The sequence below is a fragment of the Agrilactobacillus fermenti genome, assembly GCF_021030645.1.
Taxonomy (GTDB): Bacteria; Bacillota; Bacilli; order Lactobacillales; family Lactobacillaceae; genus Agrilactobacillus; species Agrilactobacillus fermenti.
On the sequence record NZ_JACGCJ010000020.1, the window covers coordinates 1 to 21,974 of the forward strand.

The 21,974-nt window shown below is 40.1% G+C and carries 24 protein-coding genes; 10 read left to right on the plus strand and 14 right to left on the minus strand.

All coding sequences use genetic code 11. The annotated features are described in order from the left end of the window. Positions 1–302 precede the first annotated feature (302 nt). From rhaD to FHQ08_RS08185, 5 genes are all read right to left on the minus strand, one after another. Positions 303–1,190 carry a rhamnulose-1-phosphate aldolase gene (gene rhaD / locus FHQ08_RS08165; protein ID WP_230913916.1) on the minus strand — a complete coding sequence of 296 codons (888 nt, stop codon included), beginning with the start codon at positions 1,188–1,190 and terminating at the stop codon, positions 303–305. 111 nt (positions 1,191–1,301) lie between these two features. Further along, the gene (locus FHQ08_RS08170; protein WP_230913917.1) at positions 1,302–2,567 is read right to left on the minus strand and encodes an L-rhamnose isomerase; all 1,266 of its coding nucleotides are present in this window, start codon (positions 2,565–2,567) and stop codon (positions 1,302–1,304) included. Positions 2,568–2,583: 16 nt separating this feature from the next. Next, positions 2,584–2,898 (minus strand): L-rhamnose mutarotase, encoded by a 315-nt coding sequence (gene rhaM, locus FHQ08_RS08175; protein WP_230913918.1) that lies wholly within the window; start codon positions 2,896–2,898, stop codon positions 2,584–2,586. 13 nt (positions 2,899–2,911) lie between these two features. Then, positions 2,912–4,381 (minus strand): rhamnulokinase, encoded by a 1,470-nt coding sequence (gene rhaB, locus FHQ08_RS08180; RefSeq protein WP_230913919.1) that lies wholly within the window; start codon positions 4,379–4,381, stop codon positions 2,912–2,914. Positions 4,382–4,409: 28 nt separating this feature from the next. Further along, a complete protein-coding gene (locus FHQ08_RS08185) occupies positions 4,410–5,768 on the minus strand; it encodes an MFS transporter (RefSeq protein ID WP_230913920.1) in 1,359 nt (452 codons plus the stop codon). A 115-nt stretch (positions 5,769–5,883) separates the two neighbouring features. Here FHQ08_RS08185 and FHQ08_RS08190 point away from each other — a divergent pair, with 115 nt between their 5' ends. Then, positions 5,884–6,900: an AraC family transcriptional regulator gene (locus FHQ08_RS08190; protein WP_230913921.1), complete on the plus strand. Its 1,017-nt coding sequence runs from the start codon at positions 5,884–5,886 to the stop codon at positions 6,898–6,900. Positions 6,901–7,073: 173 nt separating this feature from the next. Then, on the plus strand, positions 7,074–8,195 hold the full coding sequence (locus FHQ08_RS08195) for an NAD(P)-dependent alcohol dehydrogenase (protein WP_230913922.1): 1,122 nt from the start codon (positions 7,074–7,076) through the stop codon (positions 8,193–8,195). Between the two features lie 164 nt (positions 8,196–8,359). Here FHQ08_RS08195 and FHQ08_RS08200 read toward each other — a convergent pair whose 3' ends face one another. From FHQ08_RS08200 to FHQ08_RS08215, 4 genes are read right to left on the minus strand one after another with little or no spacing between them, the layout of a single operon-like run. After that, positions 8,360–9,550: a pyridoxal phosphate-dependent aminotransferase gene (locus FHQ08_RS08200; RefSeq protein WP_230913923.1), complete on the minus strand. Its 1,191-nt coding sequence runs from the start codon at positions 9,548–9,550 to the stop codon at positions 8,360–8,362. Between the two features lie 44 nt (positions 9,551–9,594). Then, positions 9,595–10,257: a methionine ABC transporter permease gene (locus tag FHQ08_RS08205; protein WP_230913924.1), complete on the minus strand. Its 663-nt coding sequence runs from the start codon at positions 10,255–10,257 to the stop codon at positions 9,595–9,597. Beyond that, positions 10,254–11,276, minus strand: a complete 1,023-nt coding sequence (locus tag FHQ08_RS08210) for a methionine ABC transporter ATP-binding protein (protein ID WP_230913925.1) — start codon at positions 11,274–11,276, stop codon at positions 10,254–10,256. The genes FHQ08_RS08205 and FHQ08_RS08210 overlap by 4 nt, the downstream gene beginning before the upstream one ends. 8 nt (positions 11,277–11,284) lie before the next feature. After that, entirely contained in the window at positions 11,285–12,124 is an 840-nt protein-coding gene (locus FHQ08_RS08215; protein WP_407929197.1) for a MetQ/NlpA family ABC transporter substrate-binding protein, read from the minus strand. A 402-nt stretch (positions 12,125–12,526) separates the two neighbouring features. Between FHQ08_RS08215 and FHQ08_RS08220 the strand changes: the two genes are divergently transcribed. From FHQ08_RS08220 to FHQ08_RS08240, 5 genes are all read left to right on the plus strand, one after another. Next, positions 12,527–12,853 (plus strand): PadR family transcriptional regulator, encoded by a 327-nt coding sequence (locus FHQ08_RS08220; RefSeq protein WP_230913927.1) that lies wholly within the window; start codon positions 12,527–12,529, stop codon positions 12,851–12,853. Beyond that, a complete protein-coding gene (locus FHQ08_RS08225) occupies positions 12,840–13,415 on the plus strand; it encodes a DUF1700 domain-containing protein (protein WP_230913928.1) in 576 nt (191 codons plus the stop codon). Before FHQ08_RS08220 ends, FHQ08_RS08225 begins: the two co-directional genes overlap by 14 nt. Next, a complete protein-coding gene (locus tag FHQ08_RS08230; RefSeq protein WP_230913929.1) occupies positions 13,412–13,582 on the plus strand; it encodes a hypothetical protein in 171 nt (56 codons plus the stop codon). Before FHQ08_RS08225 ends, FHQ08_RS08230 begins: the two co-directional genes overlap by 4 nt. Continuing rightward, positions 13,575–14,222 (plus strand): HD domain-containing protein, encoded by a 648-nt coding sequence (locus tag FHQ08_RS08235; protein WP_230913930.1) that lies wholly within the window; start codon positions 13,575–13,577, stop codon positions 14,220–14,222. Before FHQ08_RS08230 ends, FHQ08_RS08235 begins: the two co-directional genes overlap by 8 nt. Before the next feature lie 184 nt (positions 14,223–14,406). Continuing rightward, positions 14,407–15,642 carry an MFS transporter gene (locus FHQ08_RS08240; RefSeq protein WP_230913931.1) on the plus strand — a complete coding sequence of 412 codons (1,236 nt, stop codon included), beginning with the start codon at positions 14,407–14,409 and terminating at the stop codon, positions 15,640–15,642. On the opposite strand, the gene FHQ08_RS08245 is transcribed toward FHQ08_RS08240, so the two are convergent. The 3 genes from FHQ08_RS08245 to FHQ08_RS08255 all read right to left on the minus strand — a co-directional run bounded on the left by FHQ08_RS08245 (position 15,643) and on the right by FHQ08_RS08255 (position 16,764). Further along, positions 15,643–16,059, minus strand: a complete 417-nt coding sequence (locus FHQ08_RS08245) for a DUF3021 domain-containing protein (RefSeq protein WP_269073913.1) — start codon at positions 16,057–16,059, stop codon at positions 15,643–15,645. A 10-nt stretch (positions 16,060–16,069) separates the two neighbouring features. Further along, positions 16,070–16,522: a LytTR family DNA-binding domain-containing protein gene (locus FHQ08_RS13215; RefSeq protein ID WP_230913933.1), complete on the minus strand. Its 453-nt coding sequence runs from the start codon at positions 16,520–16,522 to the stop codon at positions 16,070–16,072. 89 nt (positions 16,523–16,611) lie between these two features. After that, entirely contained in the window at positions 16,612–16,764 is a 153-nt protein-coding gene (locus FHQ08_RS08255) for a hypothetical protein (RefSeq protein ID WP_230913934.1), read from the minus strand. 338 nt (positions 16,765–17,102) lie between these two features. Between FHQ08_RS08255 and FHQ08_RS08260 the strand changes: the two genes are divergently transcribed. Continuing rightward, positions 17,103–17,444: a hypothetical protein gene (locus FHQ08_RS08260; RefSeq protein ID WP_230913935.1), complete on the plus strand. Its 342-nt coding sequence runs from the start codon at positions 17,103–17,105 to the stop codon at positions 17,442–17,444. Positions 17,445–17,767: 323 nt separating this feature from the next. Beyond that, positions 17,768–18,586, plus strand: a complete 819-nt coding sequence (locus tag FHQ08_RS08265; RefSeq protein ID WP_230913936.1) for a TIM barrel protein — start codon at positions 17,768–17,770, stop codon at positions 18,584–18,586. 97 nt (positions 18,587–18,683) lie between these two features. Here the strand turns inward: FHQ08_RS08265 and FHQ08_RS08270 are convergent, their stop codons facing one another. Together FHQ08_RS08270 and FHQ08_RS08275 are read right to left on the minus strand one after the other, a co-directional pair. Then, positions 18,684–20,111 (minus strand): NAD-dependent succinate-semialdehyde dehydrogenase, encoded by a 1,428-nt coding sequence (locus FHQ08_RS08270; protein WP_230913937.1) that lies wholly within the window; start codon positions 20,109–20,111, stop codon positions 18,684–18,686. A gap of 123 nt (positions 20,112–20,234) precedes the next feature. After that, positions 20,235–20,624, minus strand: a complete 390-nt coding sequence (locus FHQ08_RS08275; RefSeq protein WP_230913938.1) for a hypothetical protein — start codon at positions 20,622–20,624, stop codon at positions 20,235–20,237. 141 nt (positions 20,625–20,765) lie between these two features. Here FHQ08_RS08275 and FHQ08_RS08280 point away from each other — a divergent pair, with 141 nt between their 5' ends. Beyond that, positions 20,766–21,701, plus strand: coding sequence for an L-lactate dehydrogenase (locus tag FHQ08_RS08280; protein ID WP_230913939.1), 936 nt, complete (start codon positions 20,766–20,768; stop codon positions 21,699–21,701). The last annotated feature ends 273 nt before the right edge of the window (positions 21,702–21,974 follow it).

A 21,974-nucleotide genomic window follows, 5' to 3' on the forward strand; every position in this document is an offset into this window, starting at 1 on the left:
TTACACAACCATTTGGTATGTGCCAAACTGTTGTATTGATTCGCCATTTGTTTTTTCCCTCTTTCAAATAGATTGATTGGCCTGAACATCCAATATTCTATCTGAAAAGAGGGCTTTTTTGCATAGCAATTGAACACCCACCCGCATAGCGGGTGGTTTACTGTTTCGTACCTTATGGTACTCAACTAGGTCTAAAGACACTAATCCAAAAAATGACCAAAAGCAAAATCAGTTTTACTTTTGGTCATTTACAGGATTGGGATTATTTTATGACAAATATTACTTTTTTATGGAACTGCCGGTTATTTTACTGTTTCACGAATCATGGATTTACCATCCATAAATTCAGGATTAGGTGTCAGGTCAAACCGTTTAGCCAGCTTAACCAGATCCGCATCTGAGATCTCAGCGAGACATTCGCCGCCTTGAGCTTGGATCGTAGTATAGATCTGAGCTGCCTTTTCGACAGTTTCGATCAGACCATAAGTCTCGTCAATGGAATCTCCAGCCGCGAAGATACCATGGTGCGGCCACATCACGACCCGAAAATCGGCCATCTTATCAGCCGTTGCTTGACCGATCTCATTCGTGCCTGGTGTCATGTAAGGCAGGATCCCCAAGCCTTCAGGGAACACGACGATAGATTCAGCCTGCATCTTCCAAAGGATCCGACTGAATGTCTTCTCGTCTTGAGGGACAGTGAAAGACATGGCGATCAGATTCGTTGGATGGCAATGCATGACTACCCGTTGATCTGGATCTTGCTTTAATCTTTGGATATGCGTCATCAAATGTGATGGAAATTCACTGGTAGGTTGGCCGCCATCATTGAAGCCCCAGAGCAAGTCGGCACTATGACCATCGTCGGAGATCTTGACTAAGCCCGTATCTCGTTCTGGAAAATCAATGACGTTCTTGAAGTAGCGGCCAGTCCCGGTGACTAAGAAGTAAGTCCCCTTCAAAGCACTGGCATCAAAGTCGATGGGGATATTGCGGAGAACTTGATGGACATCGCTATAAGCACTGACTTCAGCTTCAGTCAAGCGATAGCTGACGTTGCCCCCATTCCGTTCGTCCCAGCCATGACGATACAATTCATTGGTGATCTTACGCATTTCAGTCACATAAGGTGAATTGACAAAAGTTTCTTTGTCACTACCTGGTTTGAGAAAATCATTGCGTGAATTCAAATTGATTACTCCTTTTTGATATAAATCTTCTTTAATATCATTTTTTGTCTGTGAAAATGTCGGAAGTACATGGATAAAGGATTTGAAGTACCTTACTTAAAAAAATCAAGACTAGTCACGTTTGAATTGAACATCTTTTTCATATTGACGAATATTGTTCATCCAGTCTAAGCCAACTGGTGTACCGTTATCAGCACAGAACTTGTCCCAAACAGCACCAAATGGATAAGATTTTAATTCTTCAGTTTCAGCCAATCTTTGAGTAAAGTCGAAGTTTTCTTCGGCTTTCTTCAAGTCGTCAATTGGTGCTAACATAGCTTGCAATAGAGCCTTTTGTGTTGCACGTGCCCCGATGACCCAAGCAGCAACACGGTTGATTGTAGCATCAAAGAAGTCTAAGCCAATATTTGTCTTACTTAATTCATTATCACGAACTAGAGAACGAGCAATGCGGATCAAAGCATCATCAAAGATAACTACGTGGTCAGAATCCCAGCGTACTGGCCGAGAAACATGTAACATTAAGCCCTTGCCGAATGGGAAGTAGGCAGAGAACTTGTCTGAAACATCCTCAGTTGGATGGAAGTGTCCAGCATCAATTGTCCAGATCTTACCACGGCTGATCGCATAATTTTGATAGAATTCATGAGAACCGACCGTATAAGATTCGATCCCAGTACCGAATAACTTACCTTCAAAGGCTTCCATTGTATTCTTTTCAGGTAATTCTTTCTTAATAATTTGGTCTAATGAATCAATTAAGCGCTTTCTCGGAGTGGCTTTGTCAACAGGATTATCTTTATAACCATCTGGAATCCAGAAGTTATTGATAGATTGTTGTCCTAATTGTTCACCGAAGTAATTGGCAATTTCACGAGAACGTTTCCCATGTTCAATCCAAAAATCACGAATACCTTTATCAGGGCTAGCTAAAGTAAAGTTATTCACAACTTTAGGATGGGAGAAGAAAGTCCCGTTCATATCGAGACCAACACCTTCTTGTTTCGCCCAATCAACCCAATACTTAAAGTCTTCTGGCTCTAGTTCGTCCAAGTCCTTTTTCTTATCAGTAACCGCATAAATCGCATGCAGTTGAACTTTATGACTGCCAGGAATGAGTGACAAAGCTTCATGTAAATCTGAAGTTAATTCATCAGGGGTCCTAGCAATCCCCGGATAATTCCCAGAAACACCGATCCCACCAGTTAATTCAGCACCTGGGAATAAGAAGCCATGAATATCATCGCCTTGCCAGCAATGGATCGATAGTTTGACTTTCTTCAATTGTGCCATTGCCTTTTCAGTATCTACGCCAATTTCGGCGTAACGTTCCTTTGCTGCTTCATATGCTTGATCGATATTTTGTGTTTTAACCATCAAAAATGCCTCCTAATTAATCTAAGTGAAATACTTCTGTTAAGTCTGTGGCAACTGGGCTGTTATCTGCATTGGTAGCCATCAATGGTTCCATATAAGCCCACCACTTCTTGCAAATCTCTGTATTTGCAATTTCGTTATATTTAGCAACATCTGGAACTTCCAGATAAGCAAACAATTCACCATTATCTTTATTCAAGAAAATAGAATAATTGCTTGCACCGTGTGCCTTCAATGCTTGTTTCATTTCAGGCCACAATTCGGAATGCCGTTTTTGATACTCATCATAAGCATCCTTATGGAGATACATAATTTGTCCGATCCGTGCCACTAATCTCGCCCCCCTAAATTGTTTGCGTTAATTTATGTTTCAAAAAAGCTTGATACCGCTGTAAGATACCGTCATAATTCTTATTTTCAGGTTGATAGGTCTTAAGGTCACAGGAATCGGCAACCAATTGACGTGCAGCCGCTAAGTTGGCAACTTCACCCGTTGTAATCATTTGAACGAGAATGTTCCCGATTGCCGTAGCTTCACTTGGACCAGCAATAACAGGGATCTTAGCCAAGGTACTCGTTAATTGATTCATTAAGGCAACGTTACTGCCGCCACCAACAATATTTAACTTCTCAATTGGTTCATCCAAAATTTGACCTAGCTTTTCAATCTCATTAGCATAGAACAACGATAAATTACTATAAACCGCCATCATCAATTGTCCCGGTGTTTCCGGGATTGTCTGTTCTGTCTCGCGACAATAATCCTGAATTTCTTGAATCATATTCTCTGGATTTTCGAAACGCTTATCGTTTACATCAATAAATTGCTGGAAAGGTTGTTCTTGACTAGCCAAGTCAGCCAATTCCGCAAATGAATACTGATCATTTAATTCTCGTTTAATACATTGAGCCATCCAAAGACCCATAATATTTTTCAAGAACCGATAAGTCCCATAGGCACCCCACTCATTGGTATAGTTCTCATGAAAAGCATCTAAGCCGTTCTCTGGCGTATTCAATTCTGTTCCTAATAACGACCAAGTACCTGAGCTTAAGAAAGCCCAATGTTCACCCTTACCGGGGGTGCCAACAACAGCGGAAGCAGTATCATGAGTAGCCACCGTAATCACTTCTGTTTGTGGAATATCATGATCTTTATGCCACTGCTCACAAACTGGTCCTAAAACGGTTCCAGGGTCAACTAGCTTTGGAAATTGATCGGTTGTGACATTCACTTTCTTCAATAGATCTTTATCAAATAGACCTTCACGCAAATTCAACATCTGAGTTGTTGAGGCATTCGTTACCTCAGTTACAGCATTATTAGTCAATTTATAACCAATATAATCAGGTATCATTAAGATTTTATCGGCTTTGGCTAACAAATCTTTATCCTCAGAATATAACTGATATAGCGTATTGAAATCTTGGAACTGGATGCCCGTTTTTTCATAAATATATTCACGTGGTAGATCAGTGGTTAATTTTTGAATAGCTGTTGACGTCCGTTTATCCCGATAACTGATGGGGTCAGCTAGTTTGTTGCCAGCTTTATCGACTAATACATAATCAACGGCCCAAGTATCAATGCCAAGCTGAACGTCATCAATACCCTTTGCCTTGACCTTTTCTAGACCAGCAATCACTTCATTTACTAGGTGATCGATATCCCAACGGTCATGCCCAGCTTTTTGATTGAAACCATTCTTAAAGCGATGAACTTCTTCAATCTGCATTTTACCGTTTTCAACATGGGATAACATTAAGCGCCCACTTGACGCACCAATGTCGACAGCAACATAAGACTTACTCATACTGACAAAACTCCTTTACTGCAATTTTCTAAGCGCGATTGGTTGATCCGTTTGGAACTGAATCTACTTTGGTTTGACTGGTTGTCCCTTGATGCTTAGCAGCTTTATGCGTGTCTAAAACATAAGCCTTACCATAACGTTCCATAGTAATCTCATCCAAGGATTTGCCACGTGTATGTGGTGCCCAAACAGTACCAACGATCAAGGAAACGGCTAACAAAGCAATCATAAAGATACCGGCAGTTTGGAAACCTAATGTTTGTAGAATCGTTGGGAAGATGATAGACCAAACACCTGCTGAAGCCCGAACGACGAAGAACATAATGCCTTGCGAACCGGCCCTGAATTTTGTTGGGAATAACTCAGTTGCCCATAATGCATACCAAGCTTGAGCACCAATTCCGGCAGAGATGCCCCAAAGTGCAACGAATGTCCAAAGACTAGCCGAACTCTTCATACCGGCAAAGGTCAAAACAACCCATGAAGCCAAGGCCATAGCCGCACCAACAAAGAAGAAGATACGATGGTTAGCCCGATCACCATATTTCGCAAACCCAAAGTAAGTTGCAGCGGCGGTTAAGATCCAAAGCACAGCTTGTAATAAATTAGCCTGCATATTGGACAAGCCACCAGCAGTTTCATAAACGTATGGCATGAAGAAGCCCATTGCACCGGCGACTAAATTCCAAAACATGTAAACACCAATCAAGAATAACAGTGATTTGACACTGACCATATTGGAGAAAAGATCTTTGTATGGATGTTCTTTCTTGCCCTCGCGTTTTTCTTGAGCTTTTTGATCGACCCATTCTTGAGATTCCTCCAATTTGCTTTGCAAACGCCAAGCAATGAAAGCTACTAATGTTAAGAAAGCGAATAAGATTCGATTACCCATCAAACCCATAGGTGCAAGTAGTACGCCACCAACGAAAATAATGGCAGGTCCTAATGACCAAGCAAACTGTGAAATTCCGATATTTTTTGCTCGATTATTACCTTCAGAGGTTTCAGAAATATAAGTCCAAGAGGCGGGTACCCCAGCACCAACGGCAATACCAGTAACAAGGAAGCCAGCAAGCAGCATCACGAAGTTTTGCGATAGCGCTACCAAAATTGTGCCGACCATATAAACTAACATATCATACGTATAAATAACTTTGCGGCCATACTTATCTGACAAACGACCACCGATCAAAGCCCCGATGGCTGAACCAAAAGCATTAGCACTTAACGCGCCTAGTAACCCAACTTCAAAACTTGATAAGCCAAGTGCTTTGGTCCACAAAGTTAAACCACTGGCACCAGCAACAATTGATCCCGAATCCAAGAAGTTGGTGATGGAAACTGTAACGGTTGATTTTAACGAACTACTTTTTCCGTCACTCATAATTTATTTACCTCCAAACATATTTGATTACATTTGAAGTTTAACCGCTTACATAGTTGTGCTACAATGACAAATGAATTTATTAAAAGTATCATTTATACAGGAGCGATATGATATGAATGCTGAGATACTCGATTATTTAACTAGAATCAACCCAATTGAAAAAAAGCAACTCAAAAGCAAACAATTTCACAATGATATCCCAAATTCCGCTGTTAATAAGAATTTGACTATTGAGTTAAAGACACCAGTACTGAATAACTACTATTTCAAAAACAAAGATATCTTTGTTCGTAAACACAATCGCTTTGCCCCTTACCCTACCCACGCCCACGAATTTTTGGAAATGAATTATATGTTAAAAGGCCAAGCTAATGAAGTCGTTAATGGTGAATCTGTTCATTTGGGACAAGGTGATTTAATCCTATTAGATGTTGGCTGTCGTCACTCGATTGGAACGTTATCCAAGGAAGATATCATGATCAACATCCTATTTCGTGACCAAGACATTAATATTGATATGCTAAATGAACTGCGCAGTAACCAAAGTGTTTTCTATGAATTCTTAGTCAATCGAGCTGTCAAACGAACCAATCAAAAATCTTATCTAATTTTTAGAAGCGATGCCAATGGCAACAGTGAGATCCAAGTCACCTTAGATCATATCATTGAGGAATATTTTGGTTCTAAGCCTTTTGCTAACGCAATCATTAAAGATTATCTATCCATTTTATTTATCCAAATTGTTCGCAATTATAAGATCAAAGCTCGACCTACGACCGTCTCACAACAGCTTGTAATGAAACTGCTAAAAGAAATCAATCGTAACTATCAAAATATTACTTTGGATAAATTAGCTAAGAAATTTAATTACAACAAAAATTACCTCAGTAATCTATTTAAACAAGAAGTTGGTAAAACTTTTTCTGACGCTTTAACTCAGGAGCGCTTAATTCACGCGCGCACAATGGTTACATCTACAACGATGCCCATTGCTGATATCATGGAAAGTGTGGGTATCAGCAATAAGAAGTTTTTCTATGACAAATACAAGGCTGCGTACCATACAACCCCAGGTAAAGACCGTTCTGCTGCTGAAAATAAAAAGGTTAGCACACCCTTCAATCTGTAAATATGATACTTTAAATAATGCTAGAAACCTTGAGATGCTGTTATAATTGACAATTCGTGTATCAATTATTCAGCTTTTTTTGTAGGATATAAGAAACCGCTTGCAACGATCTACCAATTGTGAAATGATATTCAATGTAAACAGAAATAATACTGAATGGAGTCTGATAGAACATGAAAATCAAAGCTGCTGTTGTTGAAAAACAAGGCGCACCTTTCGTTATGAAAGATGACATTGAACTTGCACCAATGGGCCCTGATGACGTCCAAGTACATATGGTTGCCACTGGGATCTGTCACTCAGATGAAGCTTTACGTAAGGGTGATGCAGTTATCGGCTATCCCATTGTTTTAGGCCATGAAGGCTCTGGCATCGTGGAAAAAGTCGGTGATAATGTTCAAAACTTCAAACCCGGTGATCACGTTGTGCTTTCATTTTATGCTTGCCGTAACTGTGAAAACTGTTTGAAAGGTGTTCCAACCCAATGCCTACACTATGCTGACAATAACCTCTCTGGTGTCCGGCCAGATGGTTCTGATCACTTTACTGAAGATGGTCATCGTGTTTCTGATATGTTTGACCAATCTTCTTTCACGACAACAACCGTTGTTCGTGAAGCCAATTGTGTTAAAGTTCCAAAAGACGTTGACTTACGTAAATTAGGTCCACTGGGTTGTGGTTATGTCACTGGTAGCGGGACTGTCTTAAATACATTGAAACCTAAACCAGGTGAAACAATTGCTGTCTTCGGTACTGGAGCTGTTGGCTTAGCCGCAATGATGGCTGGTCGTATCTCTGGCTGTACTGAAGTTATTGCCGTTGATATCGTTGATTCTCGTCTTGAATTAGCGAAAGAATTAGGTGCCACTCACGCCATCAATAGTAAGAATGAAGACCCCGTTGCAGCTATCAAGAAATTGACTAATGGTTATGGCGTTGATTATGCTGTTGACACGACCGGTGTAACTGCTGTCATGGAGAGCTCAATTAAAGCGTTGAACCAAGGTGGCGTCAGTGCATGTATCGCCGTTACCCCTCATCATATCGATGTTGATACTTGGAATGACTTGTGTGTCGATGACAAATCCGTTATTGGAGTCAATATGGGTGACTCTATTCCACAAATCGACGTGCCAAGATTAATTAAATTCTGGCAACAAGGCATGTTCGATTTCGATAAGACTGAAAAGTTCTATAAATTCGACCAAATTAACGAAGCTAATGCTGATTCTGGCAGTGGTAAGACAATCAAACCAGTCCTAGTCATTGATGAAGCTTATAAACCCGGTGAATAATCAGTTCTGCTTTTAAAACAATTTAAAAATTCCAGCAAACTATGCTTATAAAATCCAACGACCTGCTCAGTTGTTGGTCACAAAAAAAAGCCTATCTACAAAACATTAATAATTTTGTGGATGGGCTTTTCTTATAGTCATCAGGTACCTTGGTCTCACGCTCATCAGACCCGCACATGATTTTTATCAAATACATGTAACTTGTCGATGCGCTGACAAGCTTCTGTAAATCGGGGCTCATCAATCAATAAACCAACACGAACATAGCCTGCGCCACCTGCGCCGAACCCATTTCCAGGAGCCACGGCAACACCGGCTTCATTCAATAGCAAGTCGGCAAAACTTTCACTAGTATAGCCCGCTGGCACTGGCATCCAAGCATAAAATGAACCACCAGAAGGATATGGCTCCCAACCAATTTTACGGGCCGCTGCCCAGAATTGATTGCGTCGTTTTTCGTAAAGTGCAACTAAAGTACGTACGGTACTTTGGTCACTTTGTAAAGCTGCAATCCCGGCTTGCTGCACGGCTGGAAAGACGCTGACAAATAAATGGTCTTGAATCAAGTTGATAGCTTCAATGATATCGGCATTTCCCGCCGCGAAAGCGAGCCGCCAGCCAGCCATATTATATGATTTAGATAAAGTATACATCTCAATGCCAACATCTTTAGCCCCTGGGGTCTGCAAGAAACTCACCGGCCTTTTACCATCAAAACCAATGGCGCCATAAGCGAAATCATGCACGATCCCAATTTGATTTGCCTTGGCAAAAGCCACCGTATCTTCGAAAAAAGCACGCGTTGCTACGGCGCCGGTCGGATTGTTAGGATAATTTAGATAAAGAAATTTAGCGGCTTGGGCCACATCCACCGGGATTTCTTGATAGTTAGGCAGAAAATTATTTTCGGCCCGCAACTTGAAAAGTTCTAGCTTAATTTGTGCCAAAGCCACACTAGACAGGTAATCAGGATAACCGGGATCAGGTAATAACAGCGTCTCTCCTGGATTCATTAGAGCCAACGGTAACTCAACCAGCCCGGTTTTGGAACCACCCAATACGGCAATTTCTTTTTCAGGATCTAAAGTCACGCCATATTCTCGTTGGTAAAAATCTGCCGCTGCTTGTTTAAAAGCAGGTAATCCACGGAATAAGGAATACTTATGATTAGCGGGATCTTCACTTGCTTTTTTTAAAGCGTCCACAATGAATTTAGGCGTTGGTTGATCAGGATTGCCTTGGCCTAAATTGATCACATCAACACCAGAGGCAATCTTGGCATTAACCTTTTTGACCAAATTAGCAAAGAATTGTTTCGGTAAGTGTTGTAAAATATCTGATTCAGAAAAATTCAAACTGCCATCTCCTAATGTTTGTTCTTTAAGTTACTAAGAAATTACTAAACTTTTGTGTAATGTTCTGCTAGCTGATCGCCGACCCATTGAATGAGCTGCACAATAATCACCAAAATAATAATCACAAATATTAAGACACCGGTTTCGTAACGATTATAGCCAAATTGAATGGCTAAATTCCCGATGCCGCCAGCACCAATCGTGCCAACCATTGCCGAATAGCCCAACAAACTGATCACAGTCAGAACGATACCACGAATCAAGGCTGGCAGAGCTTCTGGAAAAAGAACTTGGCGGAAAATCAAACTGAATTTAGCGCCTGTTGCCGTTGCCGCTTCCACAACACCTGGATCAACGTCCGCAAAGGCCCCTTCTGCTAAACGCGCATAAAATGGAATTGCTGCCACTGATAGCGAAACTGTACCTCCCATGGGTGTGTAGGGATCGCCGGCTAACAATTTTGCTAAGGGAATTAGCACGACCATTAAAATTAAAAACGGCAGTGAGCGAATCGCATTGATCACAAACCCCACGGTAGCATTTACTAAAGGATGTGGCGAGAATAAAGGATTCGCATAATAATATAGTAAAATGCCTAATAGTGTTCCAAAAATAACACCGATCACACCAGAAATTATGACCATTTCGGCTGTTTCCCATAAGGCTTGACCTAAGTTTTGTTGTAAAATTTGCAGCGTTTCACTCATAAGGGCACCACCTCCACCTGATCAACTTGCTGCTTAAACGCTTTTATTGCAGCTAATAATTGTGCCGCTTGTCCAGTTACAAAAACAGTCAACACCCCAATTGCTTTAGCTTGAACGTATTCGATTCGACCTTGAATGATGTTCACATTAACACCGATTTCTCCGGCAATTTTAGTAATAATTGGATCTAATGAATCTTCACCGCGATATCTTAACGCCAATAATTGCCCGGGTACACTAGCCAAACGCTGTCTAATTTCCGAAGGTAACGCTGTCGCTAAGAACCGCCCCACTAAGCGTCGCCCCATGGCAGATCGGGGATTCGCAAATAGATCATACGCTGTTGCCTGCTCCACAATATGACCATTTTCCATTACCGCGACTCGTTGAAATAAACTACGTGCAACTTCTAATTGATGAGTGATAAATACGATTGTGATATGCAGCCGTGTATTAATGTCTTTCAAAATCGCAACGATCTCTTCTGCTGTCTCTAAATCCAGCGCGCTAGTGGCTTCATCACACAAAAGAATATCAGGATCATTAGCCAAAGCCCGAGCAATCCCTACACGCTGTTTTTGACCCCCAGAGAGTTGTCCTGGATAATTGTCTTTACGATCGGCCAGATCAACTAAATCTAACAACTCAGTAATCTTTTTATTTTGTTGTCGCTTAGGATAGCCACCTGCATTTAGCGCAAAGGCGATATTTTCGCCCAGGGTTCGGTTCTGGACCAGATTGAAATTTTGGAAAATAATACCGATTTTTTGACGGGCTCGAGTTAAAGTCGATTTATTGGCCCTAGTAATGTTGATACCATCTACGATTACCTCACCTGTAGTTGGACGCTGCAAGCCATTGATCGTGCGTACCAAAGTTGACTTCCCTGCACCTGTTAAACCAACGATACCAAATATCTCACCCTTTTGGATCGCGATGGAAACTTGGGAAACAGCAGTAATGCGTTGTTTTTTATTTTGAAAAGTTACTGAGACATTTTTGATTTCGATTTGGCTCATTTTGATCCCTACTTCCAATTATTTGGCTTTTCAAAATCTTTAAAATCTGATTTCTGAATAGCTTTCTTGAAGGCTTGACTATTCAGGACACTTTGAACAGCCTTGGCAAATTTACTATTTTTATCTTTTGTGCGTACAACGAAAACTTCTTTATAATCTTCAGATAGTTTCTCTAAAGCTAAAGCACTGCTTGGCTTGATCTTGGCATTCCAAGAATAGTTCCCCGGAATCAGCGAAATTGTGACTGTATTTCTAGCCGTTGGTAACTGTGCGGCATCTAATGTTTTAAACTTCAAGTTTTTTGGATTTTTTGCCACATCACTAATGCTAGCCTTAGCCACATCAATATTTGCTTTCAACGTGATCAAATGATTAGCCTGCAGTAATTGTAATGAACGTGCTAAATTGGAAGGATCATTTGCTAGAGCTACCGTATCGCCACTTTTAAGTGATTTTAAAGACTTGATTTTACTAGAATAAATGCCCATCCCTAACGTTGGGGTTTTACCAATGGCTGTTAAATGAAGATGGTTTGCTTTAGAAAAAGTCTTTAAATAGGCTGTATGTTGAAATAAATTGGCATCAATATTACCCGAGTTCAAAGCTTTATTGGGTTGGACATAGTCATTAAATTCTTTAGTCTTTACAATGTAGCCTTTCTTTTTCAACAACGGCCCGATCACATCTTGAGCCATTTCACCATAAGGCCCTGGGGCGACCCCAATTGTTTTGGTCGCGGCTGCTCGAGCCAATGGAACTTGATTGTTTTGCCAAACAGCAAAACTACTAATACCAGTTATAATAGCTAAAATACCAATGATTATTTTGTTGGTTTTCATTTGTTTCACTCCTTATTTTCTAAAACTTCAAAAAAAGTCCCTTACATTTTCATGAGAAAACGTAAGGGACGAAATTTACACCGTGGTACCACCCAAATTCGTGTCTAAAAGACACCTCAAAGCACAATCATATGCTCGGACATATAACGCTGTCAAACGTGGTTTCAGCTTGCACTGAAATCCTGTAATTTGAAGCTCATTTTCAACCAATTCTAATTAGGCCTTCACAGCAAAACAGCCCTCTCTGAGCAATCAAAACTTGGTTTACTCTACTCCGCAATACATAAATTATTTGAAGTTTTATAATTTTTACTAATCATAATTTAATCGCATTAAGCTGTCAAGTTTTTTGATGGAAAAGTTGCGTTTATATACTATGTGTTATATAGTATTATGCGTAAGGAGGCTTATATGAACCCACAATTAAAAAAAGGTCTGCTGGAATATAGCATTCTAGCAGCGCTTAAAACGGGTGATTCGTATGGTTATGAAATCATCAAAAACTTAGACACCATTATTGATATTTCTGAATCAACCCTTTATCCAATTTTAAAACGCTTGGAACGTCAAGAAAAAATCACCAGTTACAGTGAGATCTATAATAACCGTTTACGGAAGTATTACCACATTACGGCAATTGGTGAAACTGATTTGACAGACTTTCTCAAGCAATGGCAAGCAGTCGAACATGTTTATAATTTTATCAAGGAAGTGACAACGAACCATGAATCAGACTGATTTTCTTCGAGCACTCAAAAAACAAAACGTCATTAATTATACTGATTATGTCAGTGACTATGCTGAATTGATCAGTGATGAGGCGGATGATAAGGCTATTAGTCCTGAACAAGTCATTGCCCACTTAGATGATCCTAAAATCATTGCCGCTAAAATCGTTGCTGAAGACCACCCAGCAATGCGGCCTAAGTTATCTAAGCCCATGTTTATTTTACTGTTAACTATCATTATATTAGGTGCCCCATTATGGGCAGCCATTTTAGCAACGCTCTTGATTTTATTATTAGTGGCTTACATCTTGATCTGGTTGCTGCCTTTCATTGCTGGCGTTATTGGCGTTAGTTTTACCCTAGTCGGCAGCCTGGCCACACTTGTTTCCATTGTTGCTATCTTCAAAGCCAGTCTTGCTTTTGGTATGACGCAAAGTGGCTTTAGTCTAATTATTACAGGTATTGGCATTCTACTATTAGCATTGACGTGGCACACGGCTAAACGATTTAGCTTAACTTCTGTCGTCTTCACAAAGTGGCTTTATCGCAAATTTAAAGGAGGTACAGCATGACAAATTGGCTCATTTGGATCAAGCATTACTATTGGCGGATCGCCTTAATTTTAATTATTGCTGGGCTTATTATTGGCTTGATTGGTTTTGCTTTGGGTGACTTTTCACCGAAACTCTTTGAGCATTCTGGCAGCCAGCAGCCTTGGTATTGGTTGATCAATGGCTAACGCAACCCGATTGATGCAAATCCAACAGTATACCCAACAACAATTACAGCAAGCAACCCCTGACCACGACTTTGCCCATGCCCAACGTGTTGCCAAAATGGCAGTACAAATTCAGCAGCATGATTTCGTGCAATTAGACCCAGAACTTTTACAAACAACCGCCTATGTCCATGATTTGATTGATGATAAAGTCGTAACTGACCCATTGAAAGCACAACAAAAACTACAGCAGCAGTTACAAAAATTACATTTCAGTCCGCCTCAGATCAATGAAATTTTTGATATTATCACGCACCTCTCCTTCTCTAAAAATCTGCAACAGCATTATCACTTGAGTCCAATCGGTAAAGTCGTACAAGATGCCGATCGGTTAGATGCATTAGGCGCTATTGGCATTGCTCGCGCATTTTATTATGGCGGCAAGCGTAATGAACCGCTTTATAACCCAGACATCAAACCCCGTCAACTCAAAAATAAAGCTGAATATCGGCAAACTGGGACTGTAATCAATCACTTTTATGAAAAGTTATTTCAATTACCTGAACAAATGAACACTGTTTATGCGCAAAAATTAGCGCAAGAACGCGTTAATTTAATGCATCAATTTGTCGATCAATTCAAGGCTGACTGGTCACTGTAATTAATATATTATTTATGTTCAAGTGGCTGGCAATTATTTCACGAACGATTGTATCTTAAACGTGTTCCAAAAGGCAGCGCCTGAGCACCTTTTGTCTCACTCTCTTAGACGTCCGTTGTCTAAAATGTAATTCGTGCTATCATAGTTGGTTATGAATTCTTTTTAGAAATGAGGCGTCTTTGTTTTGGATAATGAAGCAAGAAAACAGGGTCCTTGGCATCGTAATTTAATGGTGCTTTGGTTCTGTACTTTTGTGGCCGGCGTCGCTTTTAGTGAAATCATGCCGTTTCTTTCACTTTATGTTAGTTCGATGGGCGACTTTAGCAAAGCTCAGGTAACCATTTATAGTGGCTTGGTCTACGGTGCGGATTTCCTAGTTGTTGCGATTGTTTCGCCACTATGGGGTAAGCTTGCCGATCGCAAGGGCCGCAAAATCATGTTGCTGCGAGCCTCTTTGGGGATGGCAATCACCCTAAGTTTGATGGGACTCGTCAATAATGTTTGGCTTTTGGTCCTAATGCGTGGTATTCAAGGAATCTTTGCCGGCTATATTCCTAATGCCCAGGCACTGATTGCTTCGCAGACACCCTTAGAAAAAAGCGGCTCTGCTTTAAGCACACTGACTACAGGTTCAACCTCGGGTATGTTATTGGGCCCAGTGATTGGTGGCGCACTAGCTCAAGTTTTTTCTATTCGCGTGACCTTTTTCATCACAGGTGGTTTATTATTTGTGACTTTTTTAATGAGTTTATTTTTAGTCAAAGAAAATTTTCAGCCCATCACTGCTGGTACCAATGGTCAAGCCCCAAAGTACTCGCTGCGTGCCCTGCCAAATTCCCGTCTGATCATCCTTTTATTGATTTCAACTTTGATCGTACAATTGGGCAATATCTCGATCGCACCAATCATTAGTCTTTATGTTAAAGAATTGATGCACCATACTGGACCGATTACGATCGTTGCCGGCATTATTGCCGCATTGCCAGGTATTTCCAATATTATTGCCGCCCCGCGTTTAGGCCGCTACGGTGACAAACACGGGTCAGGTAAAGTGCTTTTATTTGGTTATATCTTCGCCACTTTAATGTATTTCCCTCAAGGTTTGATTCTCAACATCTTTGCTTTAGGCTTCTTTCGCCTAATGATCGGCGTCTCAGATGGGGCACTCTTCCCTGAGATTCAAACATTGATCACCAAAAACAGTCCGGTCAATATGACCTCTTATCTATTTAGTTGGAATCAGTCTTTTCAGGCACTGGGGAGCATGTTTGGTTCTTTATTAGGCGGCTTTATCGCTGGTGCCTTCGACTATAATACAGTCTTTATTTCCACGGCTTGTTTGCTGTTCATTAATCTATTGATTCTTTGGTTTGGTGCACCTGAAATTCGGCACAGTCGGCATGATACTCAAATGTCATAATCAATTATTATTAGATTTATGTTGATGGTTTTCTATCAATTTCTCGTTAATTTGGTGGATATCTATCCTCAACTGTAAATAGACACCCCCCCATACTAGTAGATAGACTAAAACAAATAATCCCAAAAATCGCTTGAGCGCGATAATGCTAAGCCAGTGATTGAGGCCCATCATACCCAACACAATTAGCAGTGTCCCAATAAAATGGCTGACTAATTGCAAGCCAACTGACCATTCACTTATAAATACTTGACTAATCAAGCCAATCAAGCCACTTAAAAGCAATACACTCAAGCCATTTCTAATACTCGGGTGGTTCGGCTGTACATTAAAAATCAACATCAATAAATAAACCGTTGCACCAAAACCAATGCCAGTCATAAAATAGCTTAAATTTCTACGTATTATTAAATTCATTTTTATTCACCTACACACCTAATTTTTGTTTCAAATCGTGCAAATATTTTCGACTCACATTTTGTCGATATTCTTGATCTAAAATTGCGGTCATGTTACCGGAAAAACCTGCTTCCAGCCGAATCAGATGCGTTACATTGATAGCTGAACTCTTAGATATCTGCACAAAATTTTGTTGCGGCAACTTTGCTAAAAACCGATATAATCGCTCTTGCGTCTTAAGCGTCCCGTTAACCGTATGAATGTCTAATTCATTTTTAAATATCTCAATAGCAATGACATTTTTGACTTTGATCATACTGATCTGGTCGTCTCCAGGTACAGCAATCACTTCTGCTGGCCTCTGAAATGCCGTGAGATACTGAATCAATTCATCAATTGTCTTCGAATATATTTTTGCTTTAATGATAATCTGTATTTCTGTATCATTTAAGTCAGGATCTAATTCAAGTTGGATTTGCACCTAATCACCCACATCATATTCAAATTTTTTGGCTAGCTTCGATAAAGTTATCATTAATATACCAATAAGTAGAATGTCGCTATTTCATCTCAAAGCAACATTCGAATGATTTCTGGTTTACCAGTACCATTGGGGCCTAACAAAATGGCTAAGGGCCGAGGCTTAAATTGTAAGCAAACTTGATGTGTGACTTTTTGATCATAATACTTACCCTTTAAATGATGCATGGCTAATGTTTTCAATATTTACCAACTCCTTGACTCTTAGAATAGCTTATTTTTTATCGGAATGAATCGTTTTTCAAACAAGTGGTCAAAACTAAATTATAAGTGGTCAAAAACTTGCCTTGAAATCCGTACAGTTAAAGCAGTGAGTTATATTTTGAAAAATAAGTAGGCACTAAGCTGAGGCACTATTGTTTGTATTCTGAGCTGAGTATCCAGTACTAGCTGACGACTAAAGTCTAATTACTTTGATTACTTACACTGAAAACTTCAGCTGGAAATGAGTGTAAAAATCGCTTTTTTCAGAGTAAAAACTTCTTTCTAACTAAATTTTTTATTCAAAGGGGTAATAAAGTATGGGTATTAAAGATTACGTAGGCGATATTTTGAAAAAACAGCTGACTATTAGAAAGATATTGTCATCACGGGTTCAAACTGAACTTTTTCCTGACTGTTTTGTAATCAGCATGAAGCATGCTCCAGAAGAGAGCACTGGCTTAAGCTTTGAAGACGTTCAAATTTTGGATTGTATCGTCAATTTGTTAGGCATGTACGGCGTTAAGTTTACATCTCAGATGTTTTTATATGATAGAAATAGTAAGAAGATCGACACAATAAAGTTCAATTTACAACTGTCAGAGTACGAGATTATAAATAATGGTTTGAAAGAAATCGTCAATTCTAAACCAACAAACTAGTTCAGGTATTTCATAGGCATTAAATACATTCAATCAACAAGTAGTTAACATATTTTTTCTGCTTAAATAGTTTCCAAAAAGCAACGTTGTCCCCTAGCCACGAATCAGTCGCTGTTCGTTTTTTAGCGCAGTCTCAAATTTTAGCTACAAAAATAGCCATCACAGAAATTAATCTGTCATGGCTACTTTCTGCCGTCATCCAATGACAACGGTCTTTTTAAAATCTATAGGTTTGGCACCAGCAATTAATATAACATAAAAACAAATATTTGTAACTATTTTTTTACTCATGACTGGTATGATAGAACCAAGGAAGTGAGATAATGTTTCCCTATTTAGGTTTAAAAGCCAGTACAGATTTGGCTCAAATTAAAAATCGCTTGCAATACAACCCTCAAGTATTTGAATTCTATACAGATACCCACGACTTAACCAGTGATGGCCTCATTCATCTAGCGGATATGATCGATTTGGTAAAGGCTCATGGGATTCATCAAATAGTAATCCACCACCCTATGAAATACCAGCAGATTCATAATGAAATGTTTGCTGATGCCACCAAGGCAACCGCTGAATATAACTTTCTCATGTCCGGGTCTGAAAAACTGATTCAATTAGCTATCAAACACGACGTTCAAGTCCTACTTCATGGATCTTACAACGAGCCAATCAGTTACATTAAAACATTTTATCCCAGTGTGACAGCTGCAAGGAACTTAGTTTTTAAACGCTTGGCTTATTTTCAATCCTTAGGTGGCGACCATGTGATGTTTGAAAATTCAATTTCTCCTGTTTTTCCTTTTGGAGATTCAACCATCGACCAGCGTATTTTCCAAGCCAATCTGCGTTTGTGTTTCGATATCAGTCATGGTTTCATCTACCTTCATGGTAATAATCAACGACTACAAACAAGTCTGCAACGCTTAGCGCCCCACATTGTCCACTATCACTTAGTTGACTCGATGGGTAAAACCCATGACAGCTTGCCATTAGGCCAAGGAAAAATTGATTGGGCCGCACTATTGCCACATCTGAATGTCCAAGCCACAAATATCTTTGAAATTAACTTGAAAAACCAACTGGATTGTCAAGAAATGTTAGATAGTTATCAGTATTTACAGCACGTAACGACAGCCAATTGAAAAAGCACCGCGGATAGTTATCAGAGGACTGTCCGTGATGCTTTTTTATCGCTTAACGACCCCTTTGAACTAATTAGACGTCGTCAAAAACAATGCTTTAATCCTTGATCAAACCAGGCGCAATCAAACCACCGAAACGATTATCAGGTAAACCGGCTTGCGGATTTTTGACAACGAGCTCTTGGTTGACAAACTGATAGATACAATCATCTCCCAGCTCACGTCCGTAACCGGATTGTTTGACACCACCAAATGGTAGTTCTGGTAACGTACTTAAATAGGTATTCACAAAGACCATGCCGGTTTCGATTTTAGCAGCTACTTCAGCCCCATGCTGTGGATCGCCACTAAAGACGATGCCGCCCAGTCCTAGATGAGAGTCATTGGCTAGCTTAATGGCTTCTGCTTCATCTTTGACTTTGTAAACTTGAGCCACAGGTCCAAACATTTCCGCATAGTAGGCTGGATTGTCACGATCGATATCTGTTAAGATCGTTGGCTGGAAAAATTGCCCAGGCAAATCAACTGGCTCGTTACCATAGTAAACAGTTGCGCCAGCAGCAATGGCCTCGTCAACTTGTTCCTGTAATTTATTTTTATTTTTTTTAGAACACATAGGTGCTAAGGTGGTTTCTGGATCCATCGGGTCGCCCATTTTTACGGCGGCAAACTGCTGCTTCAAATTCTCTAAGAAGTGAGCGTAATTTTTCTCAGTCACAATAAAGCGTTTGGAAGAAGTACATACCTGCCCACAATTATAAAGTCTGGAAGAAGCAGCAATTTTTTCAGCCTCAGCCAAATTTGCATCATCTAAGACCACAAACACATCGTTACCGCCAAGTTCCATGGTTGATTTTTTCAGATTTTGTCCAGCTTCTTTAGCAACAGAACGGCCACCACGTTCAGAACCGGTTAAACAAACACCAGCGATACGTTCATCGGCAATCACATCGGACACCTGTTCGTAGCTTAAGAACAAATTCTTAAACGAACCGGCTGGTGCCCCCACCGCTTGCACTGCTTTTTCAAAAGCTAGAGCTGATCCCGGTGTATTTGAAGCATGTTTTAGAACCATGGGATCTCCGGCGGCAAAATAAGGCGCAAAGACACGCATAATTTGATAATATGGAAAATTCCAAGGTTCAACAGCCATCAAAACCCCATAAGGTCGATTCAAAACTTGGGCCTGTCCAGCAATTGTCGGAATGGACTTTGGTGCCAATAAGCGTTCGGCATTCTGCGCATAATACTCAGCAATATCGGCACAAATTGCCACTTCACCTTGTGCCTCTGAATAAAGTTTACCCATATCAGTCACTAAAACTTGGGCTAACTCATCCACGTGGGTCGTGAAATACTGACTGAGCTTGTGCAAATATTTTGTCCTTGAAGCAACCGGATCATCACGCCAACTTTGATATAAGTCATATGCTTGTGCTAAAGCCGCCTCAATTTCTTCTGGCGTACTATTGTTATATTTCTGAACGACTTCATTTGTATAAGGATTAACTGTTTGATATGCCATGGATCAATAGACCTCCTCGATAAACAAACCAATTGCAACGTCCAATTGGTTTAAGTATAACGCGTTGACAAAGAAAATGTAAACGCTACACTACGATTTATCATGGCATGATACCGCGTTAATTTAGGCCACAGCGATCCGGGTTAATGAAACCGTCAATCTATCGTTAGCGTCAGTATTATAATCAGCTAAGATCCCTTTGACCACACCGCGTGAAGGTCCATGAGTTTTGATAGAAATTTCATAATTCTGGATCCAAGTTGCAACAGCGTCAAAACCAAATTCAAAGCCTTCAAACACTTGCATATATATGCTAGACCGAGGATTAGTCGTAACAATCGTAATTTTTATAACATGCTGTGCCATAATTTCCAATGACAATGTGATGAGGCCATCTTGAATCGGTGTTTGGCGGCCATCAGATAAATGCAAAGGCAATTTATAGGCTTTTAAGAGCATGTTTTCATTATAGACACGTTGAACATACTCATAAGTACCTAAATTTAAATTCATTTTAATCATGACCTTAATTTGAATGACGAAATATTAACAGAATATCCAGCACTGAACAACTATTTTTACTTATTTATGTGTGCGCTTTCAGCAAGTTTAGCCTACAATAAGGGTGTCTAAACCATAAGGAGGCTATTAATTATGATCAACGCAAAAAATATTATTTTAATTGGCGATGGTGCGATTGGTTCAAGCTTTGCTTTCAACTGCTTAACTTCAGGTGTCGGTAAAAGTCTGGGTATCATTGATATTAATATGAAACGTGTCCAGGGTGATGTGGAAGATTTGATGGATGCCCTGCCTTACACTTCTCAAGAAAATATTTATGCCGCAAATTATACAGATTGCCGCTATGCAGATCTCATTGTGATCACAGCCGGTATTCCGCAAAAACCAGGTCAAACACGCTTAGAGCTAGTTCAAAAGAATACCGCTATCATTCAAGATATTGCCACGCAAATCATGGCCAACGATTTTAACGGTATTATTCTGATTGCAAGTAATCCAGTCGATGTGCTAACTGAAGTTGTTTACAAAACGACTGGTTTACCACGTAATCAAATTATTGGCTCTGGGACTGCGTTAGATAGCGCCCGACTACGGTCTGAAATTGGCCAACGGTTTAATGTCGATGCTCGCAGCGTTGTTGGTTATATCATGGGTGAACATGGTGATTCTGAATTCCCAGTTTGGGACTTTACCACGATTGGCGGCAAACCAATTAAGGCCTGGGTTCCAAAGCCACAACAGGCAGACACCCTAGAAGCCATCGGTCAAAAAGTCAAAAATGCAGCTTATAGTATCATTAATCAAAAGGGCGCCACCTTCTATGGCATTGCCGCTAGCTTGACTCGAATTACGGCTGCTATTTTAAATGATGATCGGACACCTTTCGCTTTATCAATTCATTTAGAGGGCGAATATGGTTTGGAAGATGTCGCTATTGGCGTACCTGCAGTTGTTGGTGCCAATGGTTTGGAACGTATTATTGAGTTAGATCTGAACAACGCCGATCGTCAAAAATTAACTGAATCAGCTCAAGTCCTGCAAAAGACTTATCAAGGCATTCAAAAGTAGTGCGAAACAAAAAAGCATTTGTGGTTCATTTGGTCGTAACATCAACTGAGACCGCCCAACTTAAAAATTTCAAATAAAATAAGATCTATCAGCCCAATTAAAATGCTTTGGCCAATAGATCTTTTTATTTCTGATTTTTATTTACGTTTTGATTTTACTGGAACCTCTTGCCGCACCAGACTTGAGCCGCTTAATGAAATAATCGTAAAGGCAGCTAATACAAGCACAATCGTCATCATTAAATCTCCTCACTTTCATGAGTTTATTTACTTA

Coding starts and splice junctions, on each gene's coding strand:
- FHQ08_RS08280 (WP_230913939.1), top strand. CDS start 20,766: ATGATCAACGCAAAAAATATTATTTTAATTGGCGATGGTGCGATTGGT.
- FHQ08_RS08275 (WP_230913938.1), bottom strand. CDS start 20,624: ATGAATTTAAATTTAGGTACTTATGAGTATGTTCAACGTGTCTATAAT.
- FHQ08_RS08270 (WP_230913937.1), bottom strand. CDS start 20,111: ATGGCATATCAAACAGTTAATCCTTATACAAATGAAGTCGTTCAGAAA.
- FHQ08_RS08220 (WP_230913927.1), top strand. CDS start 12,527: ATGAACCCACAATTAAAAAAAGGTCTGCTGGAATATAGCATTCTAGCA.
- FHQ08_RS08190 (WP_230913921.1), top strand. CDS start 5,884: ATGAATGCTGAGATACTCGATTATTTAACTAGAATCAACCCAATTGAA.
- FHQ08_RS08205 (WP_230913924.1), bottom strand. CDS start 10,257: ATGAGTGAAACGCTGCAAATTTTACAACAAAACTTAGGTCAAGCCTTA.
- FHQ08_RS08265 (WP_230913936.1), top strand. CDS start 17,768: ATGTTTCCCTATTTAGGTTTAAAAGCCAGTACAGATTTGGCTCAAATT.
- FHQ08_RS08230 (WP_230913929.1), top strand. CDS start 13,412: ATGACAAATTGGCTCATTTGGATCAAGCATTACTATTGGCGGATCGCC.
- FHQ08_RS08225 (WP_230913928.1), top strand. CDS start 12,840: ATGAATCAGACTGATTTTCTTCGAGCACTCAAAAAACAAAACGTCATT.
- FHQ08_RS08185 (WP_230913920.1), bottom strand. CDS start 5,768: ATGAGTGACGGAAAAAGTAGTTCGTTAAAATCAACCGTTACAGTTTCC.
- FHQ08_RS08195 (WP_230913922.1), top strand. CDS start 7,074: ATGAAAATCAAAGCTGCTGTTGTTGAAAAACAAGGCGCACCTTTCGTT.
- FHQ08_RS08245 (WP_269073913.1), bottom strand. CDS start 16,059: ATGAATTTAATAATACGTAGAAATTTAAGCTATTTTATGACTGGCATT.
- FHQ08_RS08235 (WP_230913930.1), top strand. CDS start 13,575: ATGGCTAACGCAACCCGATTGATGCAAATCCAACAGTATACCCAACAA.
- FHQ08_RS08170 (WP_230913917.1), bottom strand. CDS start 2,567: ATGGTTAAAACACAAAATATCGATCAAGCATATGAAGCAGCAAAGGAA.
- FHQ08_RS08210 (WP_230913925.1), bottom strand. CDS start 11,276: ATGAGCCAAATCGAAATCAAAAATGTCTCAGTAACTTTTCAAAATAAA.
- rhaB (WP_230913919.1), bottom strand. CDS start 4,381: ATGAGTAAGTCTTATGTTGCTGTCGACATTGGTGCGTCAAGTGGGCGC.
- FHQ08_RS08260 (WP_230913935.1), top strand. CDS start 17,103: ATGGGTATTAAAGATTACGTAGGCGATATTTTGAAAAAACAGCTGACT.